The following is a 23,000-nucleotide window of genomic DNA, read 5'->3' as shown; positions in this document are numbered from 1 at the left end:
AGAGAGCCGACGGGGGGACTTGAACCCCCAACCTTCCGATTACAAGTCGGGTGCGCTGCCAGTTGCGCCACGTCGGCCTAGACCCACGATCGTACTTGGTCTCAATGCTCCCCCGCGCGGCAGATACCTCGCGCCAGAAGCCGACGAACCCGGGCAAACCCGGACCATGACCTTGGCATACGGTCCGTAAGCGCTTAAGGTGAACCCCACTCCGTAGTCTGGCACCGTCGCCCGGCTCGGTGAACTTCTACTCGGATCGTCCGGCACGTTCCTGCCGGTGGAAGGTGGCTCCCCCATGGCTACGGTCACTTACGCGAAGGCGTCCCGGATCTACCCGGGCACCCCGCGTCCCGCGGTTGACCAGCTCGACCTCCAGATCGGTGACGGCGAGTTCCTCGTGCTCGTCGGGCCCTCCGGCTGCGGCAAGTCGACGTCGCTGCGCATGCTCGCCGGCCTCGAAGACGTCGACGCCGGTGACATCCTCATCAACGACCGCAACGTCACGCACCTGCCGCCCAAGGCGCGCGACATCGCGATGGTGTTCCAGAACTACGCGCTGTACCCGCACATGACGGTGTACGAGAACATGGCGTTCGCGCTCAAGCTGCGCAAGACGCCGAAGCACGAGATCGACCGGCGCGTGAAGGAAGCGGCCGCGATGCTGCAGCTCGAGGACTACCTCGGCCGCAAGCCCAAGGCGCTCTCCGGTGGTCAGCGGCAGCGTGTCGCGATGGGCCGCGCCATCGTGCGTGAGCCGCAGGTCTTCCTCATGGACGAGCCGCTGTCGAACCTCGACGCGAAGCTGCGTGTGCAGACCCGTTCGCAGATCGCCACGCTGCAGGCCAAGCTCGGCATCACCACCGTCTACGTCACGCACGACCAGGTCGAGGCCATGACCATGGGTCACCGCGTGGCCGTTCTGCTCGACGGCGTGCTGCAGCAGGTCGACTCGCCGCGCGCGCTGTACGACCGGCCGGCCAACGTCTTCGTCGCGGGCTTCATGGGCTCGCCGGCGATGAACATCAAGACCGTTCCGCTCACCGAGCAGGGCGGCCGCTTCGGCGACGTCATCCTCCCGCTGACCCGCGAGCAGATCGCCGCGGCGCAGCAGGACGGCTCCAACGGCCGCGTCACCGTCGGGTTCCGGCCCGAGGACACGGACCTGGTCGGCCCGAACGACGGTGGCATCCCGATCACGGTCGACCTGGTCGAGGAGCTCGGCTCGGACGCCTACGTGCACGGCACCGTCGCGCTCGAGGGCCAGGACGAGCGCTTCGTGGTCCGTGCCGACCCGCGCCGCACGCCGCGCCTGACCGAGATCGTGTACGTCCGCCCGCACGCGAACACCCACCACGCGTTCAACGCCGCGACCGGCCGCCGGATCTGAGGATCCCGCTGAGTCCGGAGCAATCGGGCGAGAGCTAGCACGCAAACGAAAGGGCGGCGCCGAAAGCGCCGCCCTTTCGCGCGAGTGGAGCAGCACCGCAGCTCAGGCGAACGACCAGATCTGCAGCTTCCCCGCGCCCACACAGGCGATCTTCGAGGCGTTCCAGGAGCAGCTCGCCGACGCCACCTTGTTCAGCGTCCCCAGCGCCACCCGCTCCCCCGACGACGACGTGACCCCGGTCAGCGTCACGTTGTCCTCGATCGAGCTGGGCGCCTTCGCGAAGAACAGCAGGCTGCCGTTGGTGACCCGGACGCCGTACCCGTCCTGGTCCTCGGGCTTCAACAGCTGCCCGCCGTCCTCGCCGAAGAGCCGGCTCGTCTCGCTGCTCCCGCCCGGCGTCGTGGCCAGGATCTCCTTGCCGACCGGAACCAGCCCGGACGTGCCCTTCGCATCGCCCTGCCACAGCTGCTTCTTGTCCGCGATCGAGATCGACCGCAGCACGGTGTCGTCCGACGACGACGAGTCCAGCACGCACAGCCGATCGGTGCCGCACGCCGCCACGTCCACGATGCGGCGCTTGTCGTCCGGCGCGGTGTAGAGCTGCTCGGGCTCCCCCGTCTTCGTGAGGTCATAGGCCTTGATCGTGTACTTCGAGCTGGTCCCGTACACGAAGAGGCGCTGGTCGTACATCGCGTAGCCGGCGGAGCTGTCGGCCGTGTCGTTCCACGAGCGCACGACCTTGCCGCTGCTGGCCTCCCGCAGGTTGATCTTGTCGTCGTCGACGGTGATGAACTGGGTGCGGGACTTCAGATCGCGGTTCGTCGGGGCGCCCACCAGGTTGGACGGGCCGCGTTCGTCGCCGGCCACGATCGGCCCGAGCACGCTGGTGCCCTTGGGGTTGTCGTCGATCGTCCACTTGTTGGCGCCGTCCCAGCCGTACGCGTTCGTCTTCTTCGCCTTCGTGGAGTGCCAGATCCACACGGAGTCGAGGAAGTAGACGGAGTCGCTCGTGGCGAACTGCTGCTTGCCCCGCTCCTTGCCCGAGCTGTTGAGCATGATGAGCACCGGGTTGGTCCCGTAGGTGCCGATGAGGACGATGCCGTTCGGGTTCGGGTAGATCTGCCACCGGTAGTTGTCGTCCGCGAGGTCGTACTGCCAGACCTTCTTGCGATCGTCGAGGTCGTACGCGACCAGGTGCACGTTCTTGTCCACGGTGTAGAGCGCGTACGTGCGCGAGGCCAGCGTCGCCGTCACCGGGTTGTCGAGCTTGGCGTCGAGATCCAGCGAGCCGGCGGTCGCGACCGTCTTGAAGTCGATCGCGTTGACCTTGTCGCGGAAGAAGAACCAGTAGGTCCCGGCGCCCGCCAGCGCGAGCACGACCAGCGCCGCGACCGCCCCGACGAGCAGCCCGGCCCGGCCCCGGCGACGGGGAGGTGCGACAGGCGCGGCGGACGGCGGCGCGGAAAAGGGTGCGGCGGACGGCGGCGCGGAAAAGGGTGCGGCTGACGGCGGCGCGGAAAAGGGTGCGGCGGACGGCGAGGCGGAAAACGGTGCGGCGGACGGCGGCGCGGAGAAGGGCGCCGTGGGCGGGCCGACCGGCGAGATCGGCGCCGTCGGAGGTGCGGAGGGGGGCGCCGATCGCGGAGCGGAGACCGGCACGGCCGAGACCGGGATGCTTTCGGTCTGGTAGCCGGTGACGGGCACCAACTCCGCCAAAGCACCTTCGGCGACCGGCAGTTCGGGCTGCTCCAGTACAGTCGGCGCAATTCCCAACTCCGCGTGCAGCAGCCGCGCGGCCAAGGGCAGGCGCGACGAGCCGCCCACCAGGAACAGGCCGGCGAGCTGGTCGGGGCGCAGGCCGGCGCCGTGCAGGACCTTGCCGGTCTCCCACACGGCGCGGCGGATGAGCGGCTCCGTGACCCGCTCCAGCTCCTCGCGCGTGAGGTGCAGCGCGGCGTCCTGCCCGGGAATCGCGATCGGCGCCACCGTGGCGCGCGAGAGCATCTCCTTGGCCCCGCGGATGTCGTCCCAGAAGAGGCGCCGGTCGCGGCGCTGCGTGGTGGACTGGGGGTTGCGCAGCGCGGCCCACGCGCCCGGCGCGGTCTGGTTGATCACGGCGCCGAGGTGCTCGACGATCGCCGCGTCGACGTCGAGGCCGCCGAGGTCCTCGAGGCCGCCGGAGCCGATGACCGTGAACCGGCCGTTGTCGTTGCGCACGACGGCGATGTCGAGCGTGCCGCCGCCGAAGTCGAACACGGCGAGCGAGGAGCCGACGGCGACGGGGCGGCGCAGGACGTCGGCGAAGTACCGGGCCGCGGCCACGGGCTCCGGCACCAGGCGCACCGGCGGCCAGCCCGCCCGCCGCGCGGCCTCGGCGAGCGTGTCGCGGCGGCGGTTGCCCCAGGCCGCGGGGTACGTCAGGATCGCCGCGGGCAGGAACCCGACGGCCTCGACGGCGGCGCGGGCGACCGCCGCGAGGATCGCCGCCAGCAGGTCGACGGTCGCGAGCTCGCGGTCGCCGAGCAGGACGGTCGGCTCGTCGATGCGCCGCTTCGGGTTGGGCTCGAAGCGCGACGGGTCGAGGTTGGCCATCCGGTACGCGTCCCGGCCCACGTGAACGCGGCCGTGCTCGTCGACGTACACGCCGCTGGGCATGATCGGCGCGCCGTCGACGAGCAGGGGCCGCGTCCGGCCGTCGGGGTGGCGAACCACCGCGACGGTGTTGGACGTGCCGAGGTCGACCCCGATGGCGAAGCCCTGCTGAGGCTGAGTCACCGGCCCATCCTAGGGTCGGGGGTAAAGATCTACATTCGGCGACGACGGCTGACTTCGGCCAACGTAACGGCGGCCGCGACCGATGCGTTCAGCGACTCGACGTCGGACACCATGGGGATGCCGACCCGCAGGTCGCAGGTCTGGCCGACGAGTCGCGACAGGCCGCGGCCCTCGGAGCCCACGACGACGACCAGCGGGCCGACCGCGGCCTCCAGCTCGTACAGCGAGGCCTCCCCGTCGGCGTCGAGCCCGGCGACGACGAAGCCCTCCTCCTGGCACTGCTTCAGGGCGCGCGTCAGGTTCGTGACCTGGGCGACCTTGACCCGCGCGGCGGCGCCCGCGCTCGTGCGCCAGGCGGTCGCGGTGATCGCGGCCGAGCGGCGCTCGGTGAGGAAGACGCCGTCGGCGCCGAACGCGGCCGCCGAGCGGATGATCGCACCGAGGTTGCGCGGGTCGGTGATCCCGTCGAGCGCGATGAGCAGCGGCGCGGGGGACTCCAGCGACGCGGCCAGCAGGTCGGGGAACGGCTCGTAGGCGAACGGGGGGACCTGCAGGCCGAGGCCCTGGTGCAGGACCCCACCGGTCATGCGGTCGAGCTCGTTGCGCGTGATCTCGAGGATCGCGATGCCCCGCTCGGCCGCGGTGCGCACGGCCTCCTTGACGCGCTCGTCCATGTCGATGCCGAGCGCGACGTAGAGCGCCGTGGCCGGCACGTGTGTGCGCAGCGCCTCGACGACGGGGTTGCGCCCGACGAGCAGCTCCGGCCCGTCCTTGGGCGCGGCCGACTTGCGGCCCGGCGAGACCCTGGTCTTCGCGATCGGCGACGATCGTTTGGCGCCGAACGGACCCTTGCCCGCCGTCCGCTTCGTCCCGGGCTGCCCGATCTTGGGCGTGCGCCCCTCGGACGCGGCCGCCCGGCGCTCGTTCTCCTGCTTGCGGGCGGTCTTCTGGGGCAGGGGCTCGTCGCCGGAGTAGCCCTTGTGCCACGGGCGCTCGTCCGCGGGCAGGGTGCGGCCACGCCCGGCGAGGGACTGCCGGTTCTTGCCGCCGGACCCCTTGGCGGCGCCCTTCTTCGACACGACCCGCTTGCCGCGGCGTTCGGAGTTTCCTGGCATCAGTTTTCTCAGTGCTCCAACGTCCATCGTGGACCGGCCGCGGTGTCCTCCACCACGACGCCGGCGGTCTTGAGCTGGTCGCGGACCGCGTCGGCGGCGGCCCAGTCCTTGCGCGTGCGGGCCGCGGCGCGCTGCTCCAGGGCGAGCGCGACGAGCGAGTCGACGACCTTGGTCAGGTCGCCGGCCTCGGACGAGCGCCACTGCGGGTGCAGCGGGTCCACCCCGAGAACGTCAAGCATCGCTCGTACCTCCCCCAGCGCCCGTTCGACCACGGGCCGATCGGCGGCGTTGAGGGCGGCGTTGGCGTCGCGCACCGCGTCGTGCACGACCGCGAGCGCCCGCGAGGTGTTGAGGTCGTCGTCCATGGCCTCGGCGAACGCGCTCGGCACGGTGCCGACCTCGCCCTCGCCGACCTGCTCGGCGGCGCGCAGCACGAAGTTCTCGAGCCGGCGGTAGCCCAGCGCCGACTCGGCGAGGGACTCCGGCGTGTATTCGATCACCGAGCGGTAGTGCGGGCCGAGGAGGTAGTAGCGCACCTCCACGGGGCGTACACCCGACTCCACCAGCGACTCGAGGGACACGACGTTGCCGACGGACTTGGCCATCTTGGTGTTGCCGAGGTTCAGCAGCGCGTGGTGCACCCAGTAGCGCGCGAAACCGTGCCCGGCCGCCTTGGACTGCGCGATCTCGTTCTCGTGGTGCGGGAACTGCAGATCGAGCCCGCCGCCGTGAATGTCGAACTCGGTGCCGAGGTATCGCCAGCACATCGCCGAGCACTCGATGTGCCACCCGGGCCGCCCGGGCCCCCACGGCGACGGCCAGTTGGCGTCGGTGGGCTCGTCGGCCTTGATGCCCTTCCACAGCGCGAAGTCGAGCGGGTCGCGCTTGGCCCGCACCGGCCCGTCCTGCGCCGCCTCCATCGCGTCCGGCCGCTGGCCCGACAACGCTCCGTAGGCGGGGTACGAACGGACGTCGAAGTACACGTCGCCGCTGCCGTCGACGGCCTCGTAGGCGTGCCCGTCCGCGATCAGCCGCTTGATGAGCTCGTGCATCTCCGGGATGTGCCCGGTCGCCCGCGGCTCGTAGGTCGGCGGCAGCACCCCGAGGCGCTGGTAGGTCGCGGCCAGGAGGCGCTCGTTGGCATACGCGATGGCCCAGAAGGGCCGGCCCGCCTCGACCGCCTTGACCAGGATCTTGTCGTCGACGTCGGTGATGTTGCGGATGAACGTCACGTCGTAGCCGGACGCGAGGAACCATCGACGCAGGACGTCATAGTTGACGCCGGAGCGCAGGTGGCCGATGTGCGGCCCGCCCTGCACCGTGAGCCCACACAGGTAGATGCCGACCTGCCCGGGCGTCAACGGGACGAAGTCCCGGACCGATCGGCTGGCGGTGTCGTACAGGCGTAGGGTCACACGTCCAAGGGTAACCGCCGATACTGATCATCCTTGCGTCCGCCGTCGGCCTTATACCCTGAGCCTCGTGGCTACCGAGACGGCGCAGACCCTGGATCGGGGACTGCGTCTCCTCCACCTCGTCGCCGACACCCCCGCCGGCCTGACCATGACCGAGGCCGCGGCGGCCCTGGGCGTGGGGCGCGCGGTGGTGTACCGCCTGGCCGCCACCCTCATCGAGCACGGCATGATCCGCCGCGACCGCTCCGGTCGCCTGCGCCTCGGCGCCGGCCTGCTGCACCTCGCCCGCCGCGCCCAGCCGCTGGTCGCGGACGCGGCCCTGCCCGCCCTGCGCCGCCTCGCCGAGACCGTGGGCGCCACCGCGCACCTCACCATCGCCGACGGCGGGGAGGCGTACGCGCTGGCCGTGGTCGAGCCCAGCTGGACCCAGTTCCACGTGGCGTATCGCACCGGGTCGCGGCACCCCCTGGACCAGGGCGCCGCGGGCAAGGCCATCCTGGCGGGCCGCCGCGGCGACTACACCCCCGTGACGACAACGGGCGAACTGCAACCGGGCGCCCACGGCGTCGCGGCGGCCGTCCCGCACGTGGAGGGCCTCGACGCGAGCGTCGGCGTGGTGGCGCTCGCCGAGCTGGATACGGCAACGGTACCGGCTGAGGTGGCCACGGCCGCCGCCGCGATCGCGAGAGCCCTGTCCTGACAACCGGCGGGGCGCGTCGCGCGTCTGCGGTGTCATGGGTGTTGTGCTGGCGTGGTCGGCGATCGCGCTGCCGTGGCTCGGGCTGGGCGTGCCGGTGCTGTTCGGGGTCGCGGTCTGGCGGCGGTCGCTCTCGGCGTTCCTGGCCGTGCTGGTGTGTGCCGCGGGCTGGCTCGCGGCCTTCGGCGGGTCGCTCCTGCCGGCCTCGGCCGCGCCCGGCGATCTCGTCGTGGTGCAGCACAACTTCAGCGACGAGAACCGGGACCCGGCCGGGACGATCGCGACGCTCATGGCGGTGCGGCCGGACCTGATCGGACTCGAGGAGGTCACCGTCGACCTCGAGGTGCCGCTGCCGCACCACGTCGTCTTCGGGACCGTCGGGCTGTGGTCGCGGTACCCCATCTCGAGCGCCGCGCCCGTGGACATCAAGCCGCACGGGCTCGACGCGGACTGGAAACGCGGGCTGCGGGCGGTCGTGCGGGGCGTGGTCGTCTACGTGGTACACCTGCCGTCCGTGCGTTTGGACACCGGATGGCGCGACGACAGCGCCGCGCAGCTCGGGCGGTGGCTGGCCGCCGAACGGGGGCCGGTGGTGCTCATGGGCGATCTCAACGGCGTCGTCGAGGACCGCGGGCTGCGGCCGATCACGGCACGCATGTCCACCGCGCGGGGCGGGTTCGCGTGGAGCTTTCCGGCCGCGTTTCCCGTCGGGCGGATCGATCAGGTCATGGTGCGCGGCGGGGAGGTGGGCGGGGTCTGGACGCTCGCCCGGACCGGGAGCGACCACCTTCCCGTTGCCGCGCGCGTCACAGTGGGCGGCGCAGGCGGTCCCTGGCCCGCTCGGTGAGCATGCCGCCCCGCGCCGTCTGCGGCGCCGCCGAGCGTTGCCGCGGGTCACAGCAGGCGCTGCAGGCGGTCCCTGGTCCGCTCGGTGAGCATGCCGCCCCGCGCCGTCTGCGGCGCCGCCGAGCGTTGCCGCGGGTCACAGCAGGCGCTGCAGGCGGTCCCTGGTCCGCTCGGTGAGCATGCCGGCCGCCGGGCCGAGCGCGTGCTCCCGGACCTCGGCGTGCGCCTCCGGGGCCGGGCACATGAACACGGCCAGCACGCGCAGCGAGCGAAGGTCCCGTTCCAGCCAGCCGTACGACCCGGCCCGCAGCGCCTCCCAGACGTGCCCGACCACGACGTCGGCGGTGTTCTTGTCCACTCTCGGACGGTGCGGCGCCCGCGAGGACTCGGTCAGCGCGAGCCGCATCCACTCCCGGGCCTCCTCGTCGAGGCCGTGCCGCGCCTCGACGCCCCGCGCGAGCCCGACGAGCAGATCGCACCAGCCGTGGTCGGCGAACTCCCGCCCGATCGCGACGGGCTCCGGCAGCTCGGCCGCGATGCGGTCCCAGGTGTTCTGGGCCAGCCCCTCGGCGAGCGCCTCGACCTGCTCGGTCACGGTCGGCCGCGCGTCCTCGGGCTCGGCGACGTTCGCCAGCCGCGTGCGCCGCCCCTCGGCCGAGAGCCAGTCGCTGATGTCGATCCGCGCGAGGTCTCCCACGATCTCGCGATTGCGCTGGTTGCGGCGGAATCCCCGCTGGGCCAGCACGCGATCCCGGCGGTTCCACCGTTGCGCGCGTTCGGCATTCGGCCCGATGGCCAGATCGAGCCAAGCCCGCCAGCCGTGCAAGGATCCGCCGCAGCTGCCGCAGTGGCAGGCATGCCTGCGCCCGTTCGAGCAACTGTCATTGTGACGACCGGTAGCCACGCTGCATCACCGACCTCTTCACTCACGAACACTCAGCGTCACACGACTGTTACCCCAGTCCATAGGCGTGAACAGATGCATGAATGCTTGAATCCGTGCCGATTTCGGGTTCGTACGTGTGTTCGAATAGGAGTAGGGTTGAGGGGTCGGCTCGGACCGTCGCGGGAGGTATTCGCCAGTGCTGTTCAACCCGGTCGCGAACTTGGGCGGCGCCCATGACCTGCGCATCATCGCCGGCGACGCCGCGGTGGGGCAGGCCTTCTGCGACCCGCTGACCTTCGGCGGGCCGCGCTTCGACGCCCGGGTGCGCGAGCTGCTCCGGCTGGTCTGGCCGAGCACGCCGGCTCAGGCGCGGCTCATGTGGGGCGGGCGGATCGCGGCTCGGGCGCGGCAGCATTCGGTGGACGAACTCGTGCCGGAGGCGGTGGCGGACGTGATGGGCGTGCCGGCCGCGGTGCTGCGCGCCGTCGAGTCCCAATGGCGGGCCGCGACCCTTGCGACGACCTTGCCCACCGCCGCTCCGACGGCTTCGGGCTCCTCTCCGGCTTCACCTTCCGCTTTCGCTCCGACTTCGGGTTCTGCTCCGGCTTGGGGTTCCGCTTCGACTTCCGCTCCGGCTTCGGGTTCTGCTCCGACTTCGGGTTCTGCTCCGGCTTGGGGTTCCGCTTCGACTTCCGCTTCGGCTTCGGGTTCTGCTCCGGCTTGGGGTTCCGCTTCGGCTTCGGGGCGTCTGCCGGCCACGCTGCCGATGGAGTTGCTGCACGCCGCCGTGGCTCGGGCGGTTCGCGATCGGGGCGTGGCGCGGCCGGAGACGGTGCTCGACGAGCTGCTGTTCTGGCGCGGGCTCGGGCCGGAGCGGGTCTCGCTGGACGATGTCGCGGAGCTGGTCACCGTGCTGACCGCCACGCTGTGGGACGCCGCCTCGATGCTGCTGCCCGCGCTGCTCGACGCGGCGCTCACGCATCCGGCCACCGATCGCGCCTCGCTGGTGGAGCGGGTGCTGAGCGACGGGCCGGGCGTGATCGGCTGGCTGCGGGAGACCACCCAGGCGGTGCTGCTGGACGGCGAACTGATCCCGGCCGGCGAGCGCTGCCTGCTACTGGTCGAGACCGTCGAGCCGACCGGCCGCCGGGCCCGGGAACCGTTGCGGACGCTGCGATGGCTGGCGCCCGAGTCGCCCACGGGCGCCGGCGCGACCTTCGCGCGGCTGGTGGGCAACGCGCTGCCGGTGCTGCCGACGGAGCTGCCGGGGGTGCCGCCGCTGGAGGAGTTACGGGCCGCGCCACCGCGGCGGCTGCAGCTGCTCCTTCAGGCGGCGGATCACAACGGGACGACGTCGGCGTGGGCGTCCAAGGCGGGCGGCCGATTCCAGACGAGGAAGTCGCGGAGGGCCTGACCGCGACCGCCCCGGCTGGGCAGGGCCTCCCGCCCGGCCGGGCACGGTCCGACCGTGCCCGCCCAGCTCGGCACGGCCGACCCCACCCCACCCGCCCAGCTCAGCCCGCCGACCCCGCCCGCACAGCTCGGCACGGCCGACCCCCGCGCACCCAGCTCGGCACCGCGGGCCCCACCCGCCCAGCTCGGCACGGCCGACCCCGCCCGCCCGGCTGGGCAGGAGCCGCGATCGCGCAACGACGGGACGAGCCCGATCGGACCGCGGCCGCCGGTCAGGCCGTGTTCGAAGCCCGTACGACGCGGTCGCGGACGCTGACCGCGCGGCCGGCTCCAGTCAAGCTCGGCGCTGCGGCCGGCACGAGGTGACCCTGGGGCGCTCGATCCGAGACCACGAGGCCCAGCAACGCGCGGTGGCGGCGAGCCGGCATCCCGCCGGTCGATGCCGCGACTTGATTCCGCGACTTGATTCCGCGACTCAGGCAGACGAGGTGGCGCGCTGGAAGGAGACCTTGGCCTCGGGGAACGCGTCGCGCAAGGTGATCAGCGTCGGCTCGGTCGCGCGGCCCCAGATGCGGCGCACGAGCCAGGTGGAGCCGTTCTGCACGATGGCGTGTTCGGTGAACCATGCCTGCACGTTGACATCCGGGTACTGCTCGGCCAGTGCCGCCTGGACCTCGTCGGTCAGATCGAGGTGCCGGTCCAGGCCAGGCGGTCGCGCAGGGTCCGGCCCTGAGCGTCGCGGGCGTGGCGGTCCAGGCCCGACTCCACCGCGGCCCGCAGCGCCCACACGTCGCCGCGCTGGGCGAGCAGCATCACCTCGTCGCGGAGGCGGCGCATCGCGCGCGGCATGCGGATCGTGCTGTCGCGCCAGCCGTCCTGGGCGGCCAGGCAGCCGATGCGCGCCCCGCCCAGGGCGATCAACGCCCGCTCCCGCCGGACCTCCTCATCGGTGTGCGGGATGACGATCCGGCCCTCGCGCATCTGGACCGTGTGCGTGGCGGTGCCGCACCGGACGCGGATGTCCGTGGGCAGGCGCACCGGCGGAGACGGGTGCGGGGCCGGCAGGCCGGGGAACAGGGTCTCGAACGTGACCGGGTGCAGGTCGCCCGGGCCGAGCTCGCCGCGCAGCAGCGCCGTGAGCTCGGGCGGGCGGCGGGCGTGGGCCAGGGGCATCGACGGGACCCGCGACAGCTCCACGCCGAACTCCTCGGTCTCGGCTCGCGCCGCGGGGGCGCCGTTGAGCAGCCACGCTCGGGGGCCGCCGGCCTCCAGCACCAGGCGGCGGCCCCTCAGGTCGATGCGGACCAGGCCGGTGGCGTCGGCCGCGCGCCGGGTCGCCTCGGGCAGGAAGGCGAAGGCCGGGCGGAGCCAGGCCAGCGACTGGTCGACGGCTCGCGCGCGGCGGGACGGGTCGGTCCAGGCGGCCGGGTCGGTGCGGGCGCGGCCCCAGCGCTCGTCGAACAGCAGGACGCGCAGGTCGAAGCCGGCGGCCGCCCAGGCCTCGGCGTGCCGGCCCGACTCGTCCAGCAGCAGCGGGCGGGAGGCCAGGAAGCCGGGGCCGCCGCAGCGGGTGAGCAGCTCGCCGGTGCGGCGGGCGTCCCAGCGGTCGCGCAGCTGAAACAGCCGCAGGTCGGTGCGCGGGCGAGCGAGGCGGTCGAGCGCGTCGATGCCCAGGGTGACGCGCTGCGGCTGGTGCGCCATGGGGGTGCGGGCGAACAGGACGTAGTCGTCGCGCAGCAGGGTCAGCGGGTAGCACATGTCGGGGACGAGCACGCCCGTGTCGGGGTGGCGCGGGAGGTGCCAGCGCAGCAGGTCCGGGATCATGTGCCGCAGTTCCGCCTCGACCGTCTTGGCGAACCGGGACCCGTAGTGCCGGTGGAGATCGTCGACGGTCGGGGCGACGGTGACGTAGGCGGCCTCGAACGCGCCGGGCCAGTCGCCGGCGAAGCGGTGTTCGGTGGCGAGCTCGATCATGCCGGGCGGGGCCGAGGACGGGTGCGCGGACGGGGGCACAGGCGGGTGCACAGGCGGGTGCATTCGCCGAACGTACGGCATCTGCGGCACCCCCTCGACGCCGCAGATGCCCGGAGAAAAACGGCCAAATTCGGCGAATACCCCGTTGGGCGATAAGTCCGTCTAGTCGATGAGACAAAGCGCCGGTCGAACCAAGATTTGGGGGCCACACACGGCGTCGGGCGCGGCCCCGCATCAAATGTTTCGCATGCTCAGACCGAAATATCCCCGTTCGTCCAGCGTGACGCGCTGGTCTTGACTGAGTAAGACCAGCGCACTGGACGCATTCCGGCACAAGCATGCGCTCCGATGAAAAAGGGTCGCCGCCCGTGCTCTTTCCTGCCTCTCATCTGACTACCATCAAGTTTCCAGTGCAGCTTCGAGGGGAGGCGGCGGCCGCACAGAGGGTGATGATGCGCGATTCGACCCGATTTTCAATCCTCGGACCGGTGCAGATCCGCACACCGGCCGCGGAGATCACGGTCGCTGCGCCACGGGAACGGGTGCTGCTCGCGCTCCTGCTCCTGCGTGAGGGGCAGCTCGTACCGGTACAACAGGTCATCACCGCGCTCTGGGACACCAACCCGCCGCTGACCGCGCGGGCCCAGGTGCACAGCTGCGTCTCGCGGCTGCGGCAGGTGCTGCGCAAGGCCGGGCTGCCCGAGGACCTCGTGGTGACGGAGCCGGCGGGGTACCGGATCAAGGTCGGCCCCGAAGACCTCGACGCCGCGCTCTTCGCCTCGCTGGTCGAACGCGGCCGGGCCGCCGCCGCGGACGGGGACCTCGCCGGCGGCCGCGACCATCTGCGCGCCGCCCTCGCGCTGTGGCGGGGCCGGCCGCTCACCGACGTCGACTCGGAGGTGGTGCGGGCCGCGGCCGCGCACCTCGAGGAGCAGTGGACCGCCGCCACCGCGCTCTGCCTCGACCTGGAGCTGCAGCTGGACCTGGCCGAGGAGGTCCTCGCCGAGGTCGCCGACCTGGTCGAGCGTTATCCGCACCACGAGCAGTTCCGCGGCCACCTCATGACCGCGCTGGCCCGCACCGGCCGGCGCGCCGACGCCCTCGCGGTGTTCCGCCGCGGCCGGGCGCTGCTGGCCGAGGAGCTCGGCATCGAGCCGGGCGCCGAGCTCGCCGACCTGCACCGGCGCATCCTCAACGGCGACGCGGAGCTGCTGCTGGCGCAGGCGCCGCGCACGCTCGGCCGCCGGGCCGCCCGCTGCCTGCCCCGCGACGTCGCCGACTTCTCGGGCCGGGCCGAGCTGGTGCGGCGGCTGGTCGGGGCGCTGCGCGGCGAGCGGCCCGAGGTGATCGCGATCGACGGCATGGCCGGCATGGGCAAGACCTCCCTCGCGGTGCGGGTCGCGCACGCGGCGGCCGAGCGCTACCCGGACGGTCAGCTGTACCTCGACCTGCGCGGCCACAGCGACCGCGCCCCGCTCGACCCCGCCGAGGCGCTCGGGTCCCTGCTGCGGCAGCTGGGCGTGCCGGCCGAACGGGTGCCGCCGGGGCTCGACGACCGCGCGGTGCTGTGGCGCACCGAGCTCGCCGACCGCCAGGTGCTCGTCCTGCTGGACAACGCGCTGGACACGCGGCAGGTCCTGCCGATGCTCCCCGGCACCGCGCACACCGGCGTCGTCATCACCAGCCGGCGCCGCCTGGCCGGCCTCGACGGGGCGCAGACCGTGTCGCTGGACGTGCTGCCGATCGAGGACGCCGTCGAGCTGCTGCGGCGGACCGTCGGCGAGCGGGCCTACGCCGACCCCGCATGCACCATCGAGGTCGCCGAGCTGTGCGGAAGGCTGCCGCTGGCGGTGCGGCTGGCGGGGGCGAGGCTGCAGCACCGGCCCGGCTGGAGCGTGGCCGACCTGGCCCAGCGGCTGCGCACCGCGAACCGGCGGCTGCCCGAGCTCGCGGTCGACGGGAGGACGGTCGCGGCGGCGTTCACGCTGTCGTACCAGCAGCTGGCGGTACCGCTGCAGCAGCTCTTCGCCGTTCTCGGCCTGCACCCGGCGGGCGATTTCGAGCCCGCGGCGGCCGCGGCCCTGGCCGGCCTGCCGGTCTCGCGCTGTGAGGATCTGCTGGAGGACCTGGTCGACGTGCACCTCGTGGAGGCGCCGGCGGCGGGGCGATACCGGCTGCACGACCTGTTGCGCGATTTCGCGGCCGAGCTTGCCCAGGACGACACCGCGGCGGTCGGAAGACTGCTCGATCATTACCTGTACAGCGTCGTCAGCGCCACGAAATTCATGGAGCTCTCCGACGCCAAGTCGCTGCTGCGCCTGGAGACGCCACCGCCGACGGCACTGGATTTCGCGGCCCCACCGGCGGCTCGCCGCTGGCTCGAGCGCGAGCTGCCGAACGTGCTCAGCGTCGCCCGGCTCGCGGCCGAGTCGGGGCACCATCGCCATACGTGCATGCTCACGCGCGCGGTCTCGCCGTTCCTCTTCGGATTCGGGTTCGGTTCCCACCAGCTCGACCTGTACGAACGCGCGATCGAGGCCGCCGTGGCCCTGCCCGACGCCGAGCTCGAGGCCGAGTCGCGCAACTACCTCGCGGCCGTTTACTTCCGGATGGGGCGCCTCACGGACGCGCTCACCACGCTGCAGACGGTCATTCGCATCGCCGAACGGGAGGGCCTGCCGCGGCTGGTCGGGACGGCGCTGACGAACCTGGCGATGCTGCACAGCCGGCTCGGGCAGTACCCGGAGGCGATCGCGTCCGCCGAGGCCGCGGCGCGGGTGCGGCTGGCCGAGATGCCGCCCAGCCTCGAGTTCAAGCTGCACAACACGGTCGCGCTCGTGCACACCCAGGCGGGCAACTACGCGCAGGCGCTCGCCGCGAACCGCCGGGCCATGGCCGTCGCGCGGCGCATCGGCGGGATTCGGCCGTTCGCGATCAGCCTCGGCGAGCTCGGGCTGGTACACCTGCACCTCGGCCACCTGGTCGTCGCCGCGGCCCTGCTGCGGCGGGCCCTGGCGCTGAAGAAGGACTCCGTGAACCAGTACGGGGCGGCCGAGACGCTGAGCAAGCTCGGCACCGCGTACCGGCTGGCGGGCCGGCTCGCCGACGCCGAAACGTGCCAGCGGGCCGCTCGCGATCAGATGGAGCGCGTCGCGGACGTGTCCGGGCAGTGCCTCGCGGCGAACGACCTGGCCCTGACCCTGCGCGCGCTCGGCCGCTCGCAGGAGGCCGACTGGCTCAACAAGGAGGCGTTCGCCAAGGCCTCGCGCATCGGCGACCGCTACGAGCAGGCCCGCGCGCTGTTCGGGCTCGGCGACACGGACGACGCTGTTGCACTGTTCACATCACTCGGCGCACGGGACCTTTCGGCCCTCTCCCGCTGAAAGATGGATCCATGGAGTACCGCATCGAGCACGACACCATGGGTGAGGTCCGCGTTCCGGCGTCTGCCTTGTGGCGAGCTCAGACCCAGCGCGCGGTGGAGAACTTCCCCATCTCCGGCACGGTGCTGGAAGGCGCCCTGATCCGCGCCCTGGCCTCGGTCAAGGCGGCCGCCGCCGCCGTCAACGGATCGCTCGGCGTGATCGACGCCGACATCGCCGACGCGATCGCCGACGCCGCGCGGGCGGTGGCCGACGGCGAGCACGCCGACCAGTTCCCCATCGACGTCTTCCAGACCGGCTCCGGCACCTCGTCGAACATGAACGTCAACGAGGTCGTCGCCACGCTCGCGACCCGCGCCCTGGACAAGCCGGTCCACCCGAACGACCACGTGAACGCGTCGCAGTCGTCCAACGACGTCTTCCCGTCGGCGATCCACATCGCGGTCGCCGGCGAGCTGGCGCACACCCTCTCCCCCGCGCTGGCCTCCCTGGCCGGCGCGCTGTCGCGCAAGTCGGCCGAGTTCGCGACGTTCGTGAAGGCGGGCCGCACGCACCTCATGGACGCGACGCCGGTCACCCTGGGCCAGGAGTTCTCGGGGTACGCCGCGCAGGTCTCCTACGGCGTCGACCGCATCGCGGCCGTGCTGCCCCGCGTGGCCGAGCTGCCGCTGGGCGGCACCGCGGTCGGGACGGGCCTGAACACGCCGCCGGGCTTCGCCGAGCGCGCGATCGCCCTGCTGGCCGAGGCCACGTCGCTGCCCCTCACCGAGGCCCGCAACCACTTCGAGGCCCAGGGCGCCCGCGACTCCCTCGTCGAGGCGTCGGGCGTGATCCGCACGATCGCCGTGGGGCTGTACAAGATCGCCAACGACATCCGCTGGATGGGCTCGGGTCCCCGGGCCGGCCTGCGGGAGCTGGCGATCCCGGACCTGCAGCCGGGGTCGTCGATCATGCCCGGCAAGGTCAACCCGGTCATTCCCGAGGCCCTGCGCCAGGTGGTCGCCCAGGTGATCGGCAACGACGCGGCGGTGGCGTTCGCGGGCTCCCAGGGCGACTTCGAGCTCAACGTGATGCTCCCCGTGATCGCGCGCAACCTGCTGGAGTCGATCCGTCTGCTGGCGAACGTGTCCCGCCTGTTCGAGGAGCGCTGCGTCGCGGACCTCGCGGCGAACCCGGACGTGCTGGAGGCCTACGCGGCCGGCTCGCCCTCGATCGTGACGCCGCTGAACCGGTACCTCGGCTACGAGGAGGCCGCGGCGGTCGCCAAGCAGGCGCTCAAGTCGGGCCGGACCATCCGCGAGGTGGTGCTGGAGCGCGGCCACGTCGAGCGGGGCACGCTCAGCGAACAGCAGCTGGACGAGGCCCTCGACCTGCTCGGGATGACCAACTCCCGCTGATCCGGCGGCCACTACGCTGTGCCGGTGCGCTGGGTCGTGTTCGGCACCTACGACAAGGACCGCCATCCCCGGGTGGCCGTGCTGGTCGAGGGCCTGCGCGCCGGCGGGGACGAGGTCGTCGAGATCAACGCGCCGCTGCGGCTGGACACCGCCGCCCGGGTCGCGATGCTGCGCCGGCCGTGGCGGCTGCCGATCCTCGCCGCGAAGCTCCTCGGCGGCTGGTCCGGGCTGCTGCGCGGGCACCGCCGCCATGCCCGCCGATCGGGCGGCGAACCGCCCGACGCCGTGCTGGTCGGATACCTGGGCCACTTCGACGTCCGGCTGGCCCGGCGGCTCTTCCCCCGCACGCCGATCGTCCTGGACCACCTCGTCTCGGCGGCCGGGACCGCCCGCGACCGGAACCTGGCCGAGGCCGGGGGCTTCAAGGATCGGCTGCTGCGCGGCATCGACGCCGGCGCGCTGCGCGCCGCGGACGTGGTCGTCGTCGACACGGCCGAGCACCGCGCCGCGCTGCCCGCCGCCGCGGCCCGGGACGCCGTCGTGGCACCGGTCGGAGCGACGGACGAGTGGTTCCGCCGCGGGCGGGAGCCCGGCCGCGACCCCGGCCCCCTGCGGGTGATCTTCGTCGGGGTGTTCACGCCGCTGCACGGCGCGCCGACCATCGCCGAGGCGCTCGCCGAGCTGGCCGGCGACGAGATCGAGGTGACCATGGTCGGCACCGGGCAGGACCACGCCCAGTGCCGGCAGCTCGCCGCGGGCAACGGGCGGGTGCGGTGGGTGGACTGGGTCGAGGGCGCCGAGCTTCCCGCGCTCGTGGCCGCCCACCATGTGAGCCTCGGCATCTTCGGTACCACGGCGAAGGCGCGCGCCGTCGTGCCGACCAAGGTGTACCAGGGCGCCGCCGCGGGATGCGCGATCGTCACCTCGGACACGCCGCCGCAGCGGGCCGCGCTCGGCGAGGCCGCCGTGTACGTGCCGCCCGGCGACGCCGCCGCGCTCGCCGCCGCGCTGCGGGCGCTCGCCGCGGACCGGGCCGGGGCACAGCGGCTCGGCGCCGCCGCGCATCGGGTGGCGGTCGCCCGGTTCACCCCCGCCGCCGTCGTGGCCGGACTGCGCGAGCGGGCGGCCGCGGCGCGGGGCGGGCAGGGCCGGTGACCGGCGGCTGACCCGGGCCGCCGAAGTCGCTCACAACCGTTCGAGGCCCGGCCGCACTCTTACTTGAGCGGGAGGCCTGGATTGCGTGACGAGCAGGAGTTCGTGGAGTACGTCCGCGCGCGGATGCCCGTGCTGCGGCGGCTCGCGTACCGGTTGTGCGGGTAGTGGTCGGCCGCCGACGACGACCTGGTGCAGGAGTGCCTCGTCGCGCTCGCGTACCTCGCCGAGCGGCGGCGGCCGTGGGCGCGGCGGGTGCGGCCGGCCGCCGAGGTGCCGGTGCCCGCGATGAGCCCGCCCGGGGTCGAGGAGCGGGTCGACGTGCGGGCCGCGCTCGGGCGGCTCACCCGCGGGCAGCGGGCCGTGCGCCGCCGCCGGGGCTAGGAGCGCACTCGGCGGGAGCTCGCCCGGCGGCTCGACCACCAGCCGGCCATCGACGCGGGGAGCGCGCGGAGGGGGACGGTGCGCGGGGACGGGCGCGGGGCGGCCCGGCGGGCGGGGGCGGGCGGCTCGGGGCGGCTCTCCAGCAGGACACCCGTGGGCTCGGCGGCCAGCAGGTGCCCCAGGGCGTCCGCGCAGCGCGCGTGCAGCCGGGGCCAGTCGAGGGCCCGCGGGTCCTCGGGTATCGCGCCGGCGAACCCCTCGACCAGGGTGATCGGGCGGCCGAAGCCGTCGCGGACCGGGTTGGCGCCGTCCGGGCCGTCGTCCGCGCTCGTGGTGGCGACCAGCCGGCCGTCCGGTGACACGGCGACGGCCTCCACCCGGCCGGGCGGGCCGGCGATCGAGCGGACCGGCACACCGCCCGGGAGGGCCGCGATGCGCAGCGACCGGCCGGGCACGGCGAGCCAGCCGCCGCGCGGGTGCACCGCGCAGCCCGGCGCCGGATCGGACCACTCGGCGACGACCCGCCCCGCGGGCTCGGCCGAGTCGCCCCAGACGCGCGCGGTGCCGTCCCAGCCGGTCGAGGCGATCCACTCGCCGCGCGGGCCGAACGCGCAGCCGGTGACCCAGCCGTCGTGGCCGGCGAGGCGGTCGGCGGCCGACCCGGTCACGAGGTCCCACACCCGGACCGTGCCGTCCCAGGACGCGCTGGCCAGCGTCCGGCCGTCCGGGGCGATCGCGCACTGCGTGACCCGGTCGGTGTGGCCGGTCAGCCGCCCGCGCAGGGCGCCGGTCCGCAGGTCGACGACGTGCACGCGGTGATCGGCCCCGCCGACGGCGAGCACCGTGCCGGCCGGGTCGATCGCGCACGGGCTGACCAGCGCGACGCCGACCGGCAGCCGCTGGACCTCGGCGCCGGTGGCGAGATCCCAGCGGCGCACGGTGCCGTCCCACGAGGTCGTGTACGCGCTGCGGCCGTCCGGGGCGATGACCCCGCCGCCGAGCCAGCCCGTGTGCCCGGCCAGCCTCACCGGCTCGTCGCCGCCGAGCCGCCACAGCCGCGCCGTGTGGTCCCAGGCAGTGGTGAGCAGTTGGCCGCCGTCCGGGGAGAAGTCGCAGCTGACGACGCGGCCGGTGTGCCCGGTGAGGGTGTACCGCAGCCGCCGGTGCTTCGGGGAGTACACCCGCACCGTCGCGTCACTGGTCAGCGGGCGCCGCCGGAACGCCACGGCGAGCCGCGAGCCGTCCGGCTGCCGCACGACCCGCGTCTGGACCGACGTGTCCTCGGGATCGCTGTCGCGCAGCGCCGCGGTCAGCACGTCGGTTCGCCGCTCCCGGGCCAGGAAGTCCGGGGCCAGGACGGCGCGCAGCCCGAGCCGCCGGCCCGGGCTGACGAGGAACGGCCACACCGCGGTCACACGTCGCTCCCGGCGAGCCCCAGCTGCGGCGGCACCGGCGTGGGCGGCGGGGTCGTCGCGCGCCGCTGGTTCGGCATCTGCTCCCGCGCGCTCTCCGCCTCGAACCGCCGCAGCCGGGCCTCGAGCCGCTCGAGCAGCTTCTCCTTCGCAAGCACCGACCAGCTGGCCCGCTTCTGCAGCTCCCGGGCCTTGTCGCGCAGCTCGTCGGCGACGTCCTTGCCGATGCGCCGGCGGCCGAACCGCTCGCTCTGGGCGTACGCCCGCATCCACCCGGCGTCGGGATCGCGGTCGATCTCGGCCTGGCCCCAGTTGAGCTCGATGGCCGGGACGGGCAGGGCGGTGAACTTGACGGAGATGCCGCGCACGACCCAGCCGGCGAACCCGGCCAGGCGGCGCAGCCAGTAGACGCTCTGCGCGCGGCGGGCCCGGCGGAACGCGGCCTTGACGGCCTGCGGGCCGAGGTCGTTGAAGGCCTCGGTGAGCCGGTCGGGCAGCATCGCGGCGAACGGCACGTCGATGTTGATCGGACTGGGCGCGCTGACCTTGGCCATGCGGACGATGCCGTCCTCGCTGCGCTGCTCGTCGACCACGTTGCGGCCGGTCACCGACAGCGGAATGACCCGCAGCTGCCCGGCCGTCTGCCGGCCGGTGATGAGGTTGCGCATGGCCGGCACGCGCTGGATCTCCCGCAGCGCCTCCTTGAGCGTCCAGGGCCGGGCCTGCGGCTCGTGCGGGTTGGGCTCGACGAGCCGGTCCCACTTGGTGATGAGCAGCTGGATCGGGCATTCGACGTTGTTGACCAGCTGCGCGTACTCGGTGAGCTGCTGGTCCAGCTCCGCGCGATCGAACCGGTCGAACTCGGAGTCGCGCAGCCGCATGCCGTCGACGGCCACGACGACCACGTCGGCGGTCCGCAGGCGCTTGTCCAGCTCGGTGCGCAGCTCGGCCTCGATCGCGGCGTCGGTCCCGACGACCTCGCCGGCGTAGTCCCAGTACCGCAGCCGCAGCACCGGTGTGCCGCCCCGGTCGCCGCTGTCGACGTAGCAGTCGAACTCGAACTTCTCGATCGCCTCGAAGCCGGTCGCGGGCGGCCAGGCGTCGCCGGGCGAGGCCAGCTGCCGGTAGTACTTGTTCAGCTGGGCCCACTTGACCGGATCGGTGCAGCGGATCGAGTACCCGCGCGGGTTGTCGTGGTCATCGGTGCTCAGCTCGTGGTGCAGCATCGCCATGAGCGTGGTCTTGCCGGTGCCGCGGCCGCCGATCATGACGACGTTGAAGAACGGGATGCGCTTGAGCTTCGGCGCCGGCTCGGGCGGGGTGTCGTCGGCCTCGTCGTCCAGGCCGCCGGGGCCGACGTCGTCGTGCCCCTGGATCCGGCCGTCCTGGTCGAGCCGGGTGAAGCCGAGCTCGCCGGTGAAGTCCTCCAGCAGCGTCGCGCCGCCGTAGTCGGTGCCGTTGGCCTTCGGTATGCCGGGCACCGTCCAGGTCAGCTGCAGATCGTCCATGATCTTCTCGCGCTGGCCGGCCCGCTCCGCCGCGCGCCGCGCCTCCTCGATCGCGAGGTCGTCGCGCTGCTGCATCGCCCACATGCGGGCCCGGTTGAGCCGGTCGGCCTTGATCGCGGCGAACTCGAGCTCGCCGCGCTCGAGGCTCTCGACCGTGAGCCGGTCGTAGCGGGTGATGCCGCCGAGGAACTTGAACAGCGCCGGCACGATGTCGACGAGGATGAACAGCAGCCGGACCGCCCAGATGCCCGAGGCCAGCGTGCTGTGCTGGCCGGCCAGCACCCGCAGCGCGTCCATGCGCTCCAGCAGGCCGATGTCGCGCTGGTTGGCCCGCAGGGCGGCGGTCTGCTCCGCGATGTACTCGTCGCGCTTCTTGCTCCACGCCGAAGTGGCCGAGCCGATGTCCTCGGTGAGCTTCGTGATGTCGGCGTCGAGGCCGGCGATGGCCTGGTGCTTCTCGGTGGTCTGGTGGGTGCGCTCGAACTCCTCGCGCGTGGCGGTGAGCTTCTGGCAGACCGGGCCGTTGCCGTACCGCCCGGTGAACCCGCTGCCCGGCTCGCCCGCGCACTCCTTGCGCTCGTTCTCGCGCATGACGGCCAGCTGGTCGTCCAGCGGCTTCACGGCGGCCTGCAGGTCCTGGCGCTGCTTCTCCTTGTTCGCCTTCTCGTCCTGGAGCCGGTTCAGCTCGCCGGCCGCCGGGGCCAGCAGGTCGTCGCCGCAGCCGTCGATCGGCTGCCGGGGCGGCGGCACCGGGTTGCACTTCTCCAGCTGCGTGCTCAGCCGCCGCTCCGCCTCGTCGCGGGTGTCCTTGATGTACTGCACGATCGCGGTCTCGAAGATGCGCAGCACCAGCGGCTCGGCGATGACCACGCCGATGACGACGGCGACGAGGAGCCGGATCAGCACGGAGGAGAAGCGGTGCCGCAGCTCCGGGCCCGGCGGGGTGGCGACGATCCACCGGTCCAGGTTGAGGATCACCAGGAACCACACGGCCGACGGGATCAGCACCCAGAAGGTGAACCCGCCGAGCAGCTGGCCGATCGCGAACGCCATCGACAGGAACGCCAGCGTCGCGGTCGACAGCACGGTGCCGCCGAGGCCGGTGTACCGCGGCCGCTCCTGCGGCACCCAGGACAGCAGCTCCTCGTCGACGCCCGCGAGCCGGCGCAGCATGCGCCCGGGGTGCCAGTACGGCGGAATCGGTGCCGCCTCCGGCAGGCTCGCGGTGCGCGGCGCCGGGTTGGACGCGATCATGC

General features: G+C 73.2%; 16 protein-coding genes and 1 tRNA gene. 8 read left to right on the top strand and 9 right to left on the bottom strand.

Annotated elements, in window-relative coordinates:
- Positions 1-4: 4 nt before the first annotated feature.
- Positions 5-77: transfer RNA gene (locus ACQP1P_RS01505), tRNA-Thr, on the bottom strand.
- A gap of 218 nt (positions 78-295) precedes the next feature.
- On the opposite strand from ACQP1P_RS01505, the gene ACQP1P_RS01500 reads away from it, so the two are divergent.
- Positions 296-1,387, top strand: a complete 1,092-nt coding sequence (locus tag ACQP1P_RS01500; RefSeq protein WP_433082351.1) for an ABC transporter ATP-binding protein — start codon at positions 296-298, stop codon at positions 1,385-1,387.
- Positions 1,388-1,489: 102 nt separating this feature from the next.
- Here ACQP1P_RS01500 and ACQP1P_RS01495 read toward each other — a convergent pair whose 3' ends face one another.
- From ACQP1P_RS01495 to cysS, 3 genes are read right to left on the bottom strand one after another with little or no spacing between them, the layout of a single operon-like run.
- Entirely contained in the window at positions 1,490-4,162 is a 2,673-nt protein-coding gene (locus tag ACQP1P_RS01495; protein ID WP_433082349.1) for an Hsp70 family protein, read from the bottom strand.
- 29 nt (positions 4,163-4,191) lie between these two features.
- Positions 4,192-5,277, bottom strand: a complete 1,086-nt coding sequence (rlmB, locus tag ACQP1P_RS01490) for a 23S rRNA (guanosine(2251)-2'-O)-methyltransferase RlmB (protein WP_433082347.1) — start codon at positions 5,275-5,277, stop codon at positions 4,192-4,194.
- A gap of 8 nt (positions 5,278-5,285) precedes the next feature.
- Complete coding sequence (gene cysS, locus ACQP1P_RS01485; protein ID WP_433082345.1) at positions 5,286-6,692, bottom strand: cysteine--tRNA ligase; 1,407 nt, start codon at positions 6,690-6,692, stop codon at positions 5,286-5,288.
- A 67-nt stretch (positions 6,693-6,759) separates the two neighbouring features.
- On the opposite strand from cysS, the gene ACQP1P_RS01480 reads away from it, so the two are divergent.
- Positions 6,760-7,392, top strand: a complete 633-nt coding sequence (locus ACQP1P_RS01480; protein ID WP_433082343.1) for an IclR family transcriptional regulator — start codon at positions 6,760-6,762, stop codon at positions 7,390-7,392.
- 34 nt (positions 7,393-7,426) lie between these two features.
- Complete coding sequence (locus ACQP1P_RS01475; RefSeq protein ID WP_433082341.1) at positions 7,427-8,236, top strand: endonuclease/exonuclease/phosphatase family protein; 810 nt, start codon at positions 7,427-7,429, stop codon at positions 8,234-8,236.
- 135 nt (positions 8,237-8,371) lie between these two features.
- On the opposite strand, the gene ACQP1P_RS01470 is transcribed toward ACQP1P_RS01475, so the two are convergent.
- Positions 8,372-8,980: a hypothetical protein gene (locus ACQP1P_RS01470; protein ID WP_433082340.1), complete on the bottom strand. Its 609-nt coding sequence runs from the start codon at positions 8,978-8,980 to the stop codon at positions 8,372-8,374.
- Positions 8,981-9,317: 337 nt separating this feature from the next.
- Between ACQP1P_RS01470 and ACQP1P_RS01465 the strand changes: the two genes are divergently transcribed.
- Entirely contained in the window at positions 9,318-10,535 is a 1,218-nt protein-coding gene (locus ACQP1P_RS01465) for a hypothetical protein (protein ID WP_433082338.1), read from the top strand.
- A gap of 474 nt (positions 10,536-11,009) precedes the next feature.
- On the opposite strand, the gene ACQP1P_RS01460 is transcribed toward ACQP1P_RS01465, so the two are convergent.
- Positions 11,010-11,168 (bottom strand): hypothetical protein, encoded by a 159-nt coding sequence (locus ACQP1P_RS01460; protein ID WP_433082336.1) that lies wholly within the window; start codon positions 11,166-11,168, stop codon positions 11,010-11,012.
- 47 nt (positions 11,169-11,215) lie between these two features.
- The gene (locus ACQP1P_RS01455; protein WP_433082334.1) at positions 11,216-12,571 is read right to left on the bottom strand and encodes a hypothetical protein; all 1,356 of its coding nucleotides are present in this window, start codon (positions 12,569-12,571) and stop codon (positions 11,216-11,218) included.
- A gap of 425 nt (positions 12,572-12,996) precedes the next feature.
- On the opposite strand from ACQP1P_RS01455, the gene ACQP1P_RS01450 reads away from it, so the two are divergent.
- From ACQP1P_RS01450 to ACQP1P_RS01435, 4 genes are all read left to right on the top strand, one after another.
- Positions 12,997-15,891 (top strand): BTAD domain-containing putative transcriptional regulator, encoded by a 2,895-nt coding sequence (locus ACQP1P_RS01450; RefSeq protein WP_433082332.1) that lies wholly within the window; start codon positions 12,997-12,999, stop codon positions 15,889-15,891.
- 11 nt (positions 15,892-15,902) lie between these two features.
- A complete protein-coding gene (locus ACQP1P_RS01445) occupies positions 15,903-17,288 on the top strand; it encodes a class II fumarate hydratase (protein WP_433082330.1) in 1,386 nt (461 codons plus the stop codon).
- Positions 17,289-17,312: 24 nt separating this feature from the next.
- Positions 17,313-18,443 carry a glycosyltransferase gene (locus tag ACQP1P_RS01440; RefSeq protein ID WP_433082328.1) on the top strand — a complete coding sequence of 377 codons (1,131 nt, stop codon included), beginning with the start codon at positions 17,313-17,315 and terminating at the stop codon, positions 18,441-18,443.
- 189 nt (positions 18,444-18,632) lie between these two features.
- A complete protein-coding gene (locus ACQP1P_RS01435; RefSeq protein ID WP_433082326.1) occupies positions 18,633-18,824 on the top strand; it encodes a hypothetical protein in 192 nt (63 codons plus the stop codon).
- Here the strand turns inward: ACQP1P_RS01435 and ACQP1P_RS01430 are convergent.
- Positions 18,821-20,239 (bottom strand): WD40 repeat domain-containing protein, encoded by a 1,419-nt coding sequence (locus ACQP1P_RS01430; protein ID WP_433082324.1) that lies wholly within the window; start codon positions 20,237-20,239, stop codon positions 18,821-18,823. The two genes, ACQP1P_RS01435 and ACQP1P_RS01430, sit on opposite strands and share 4 nt — an antisense overlap.
- Positions 20,236-22,998, bottom strand: a complete 2,763-nt coding sequence (locus ACQP1P_RS01425; RefSeq protein WP_433082323.1) for a DUF4407 domain-containing protein — start codon at positions 22,996-22,998, stop codon at positions 20,236-20,238. Before ACQP1P_RS01425 ends, ACQP1P_RS01430 begins: the two co-directional genes overlap by 4 nt.
- Positions 22,999-23,000: the final 2 nt, after the last annotated feature.

Origin of the sequence: Dactylosporangium sp. CA-052675 (genome assembly GCF_050947935.1) — a bacterium.
Taxonomy (GTDB): Bacteria; Actinomycetota; Actinomycetes; order Mycobacteriales; family Micromonosporaceae; genus Dactylosporangium.
The sequence above is the reverse complement of the archived record's forward strand: the minus strand, read 5'-3'. Positions and strand labels throughout refer to the sequence as shown.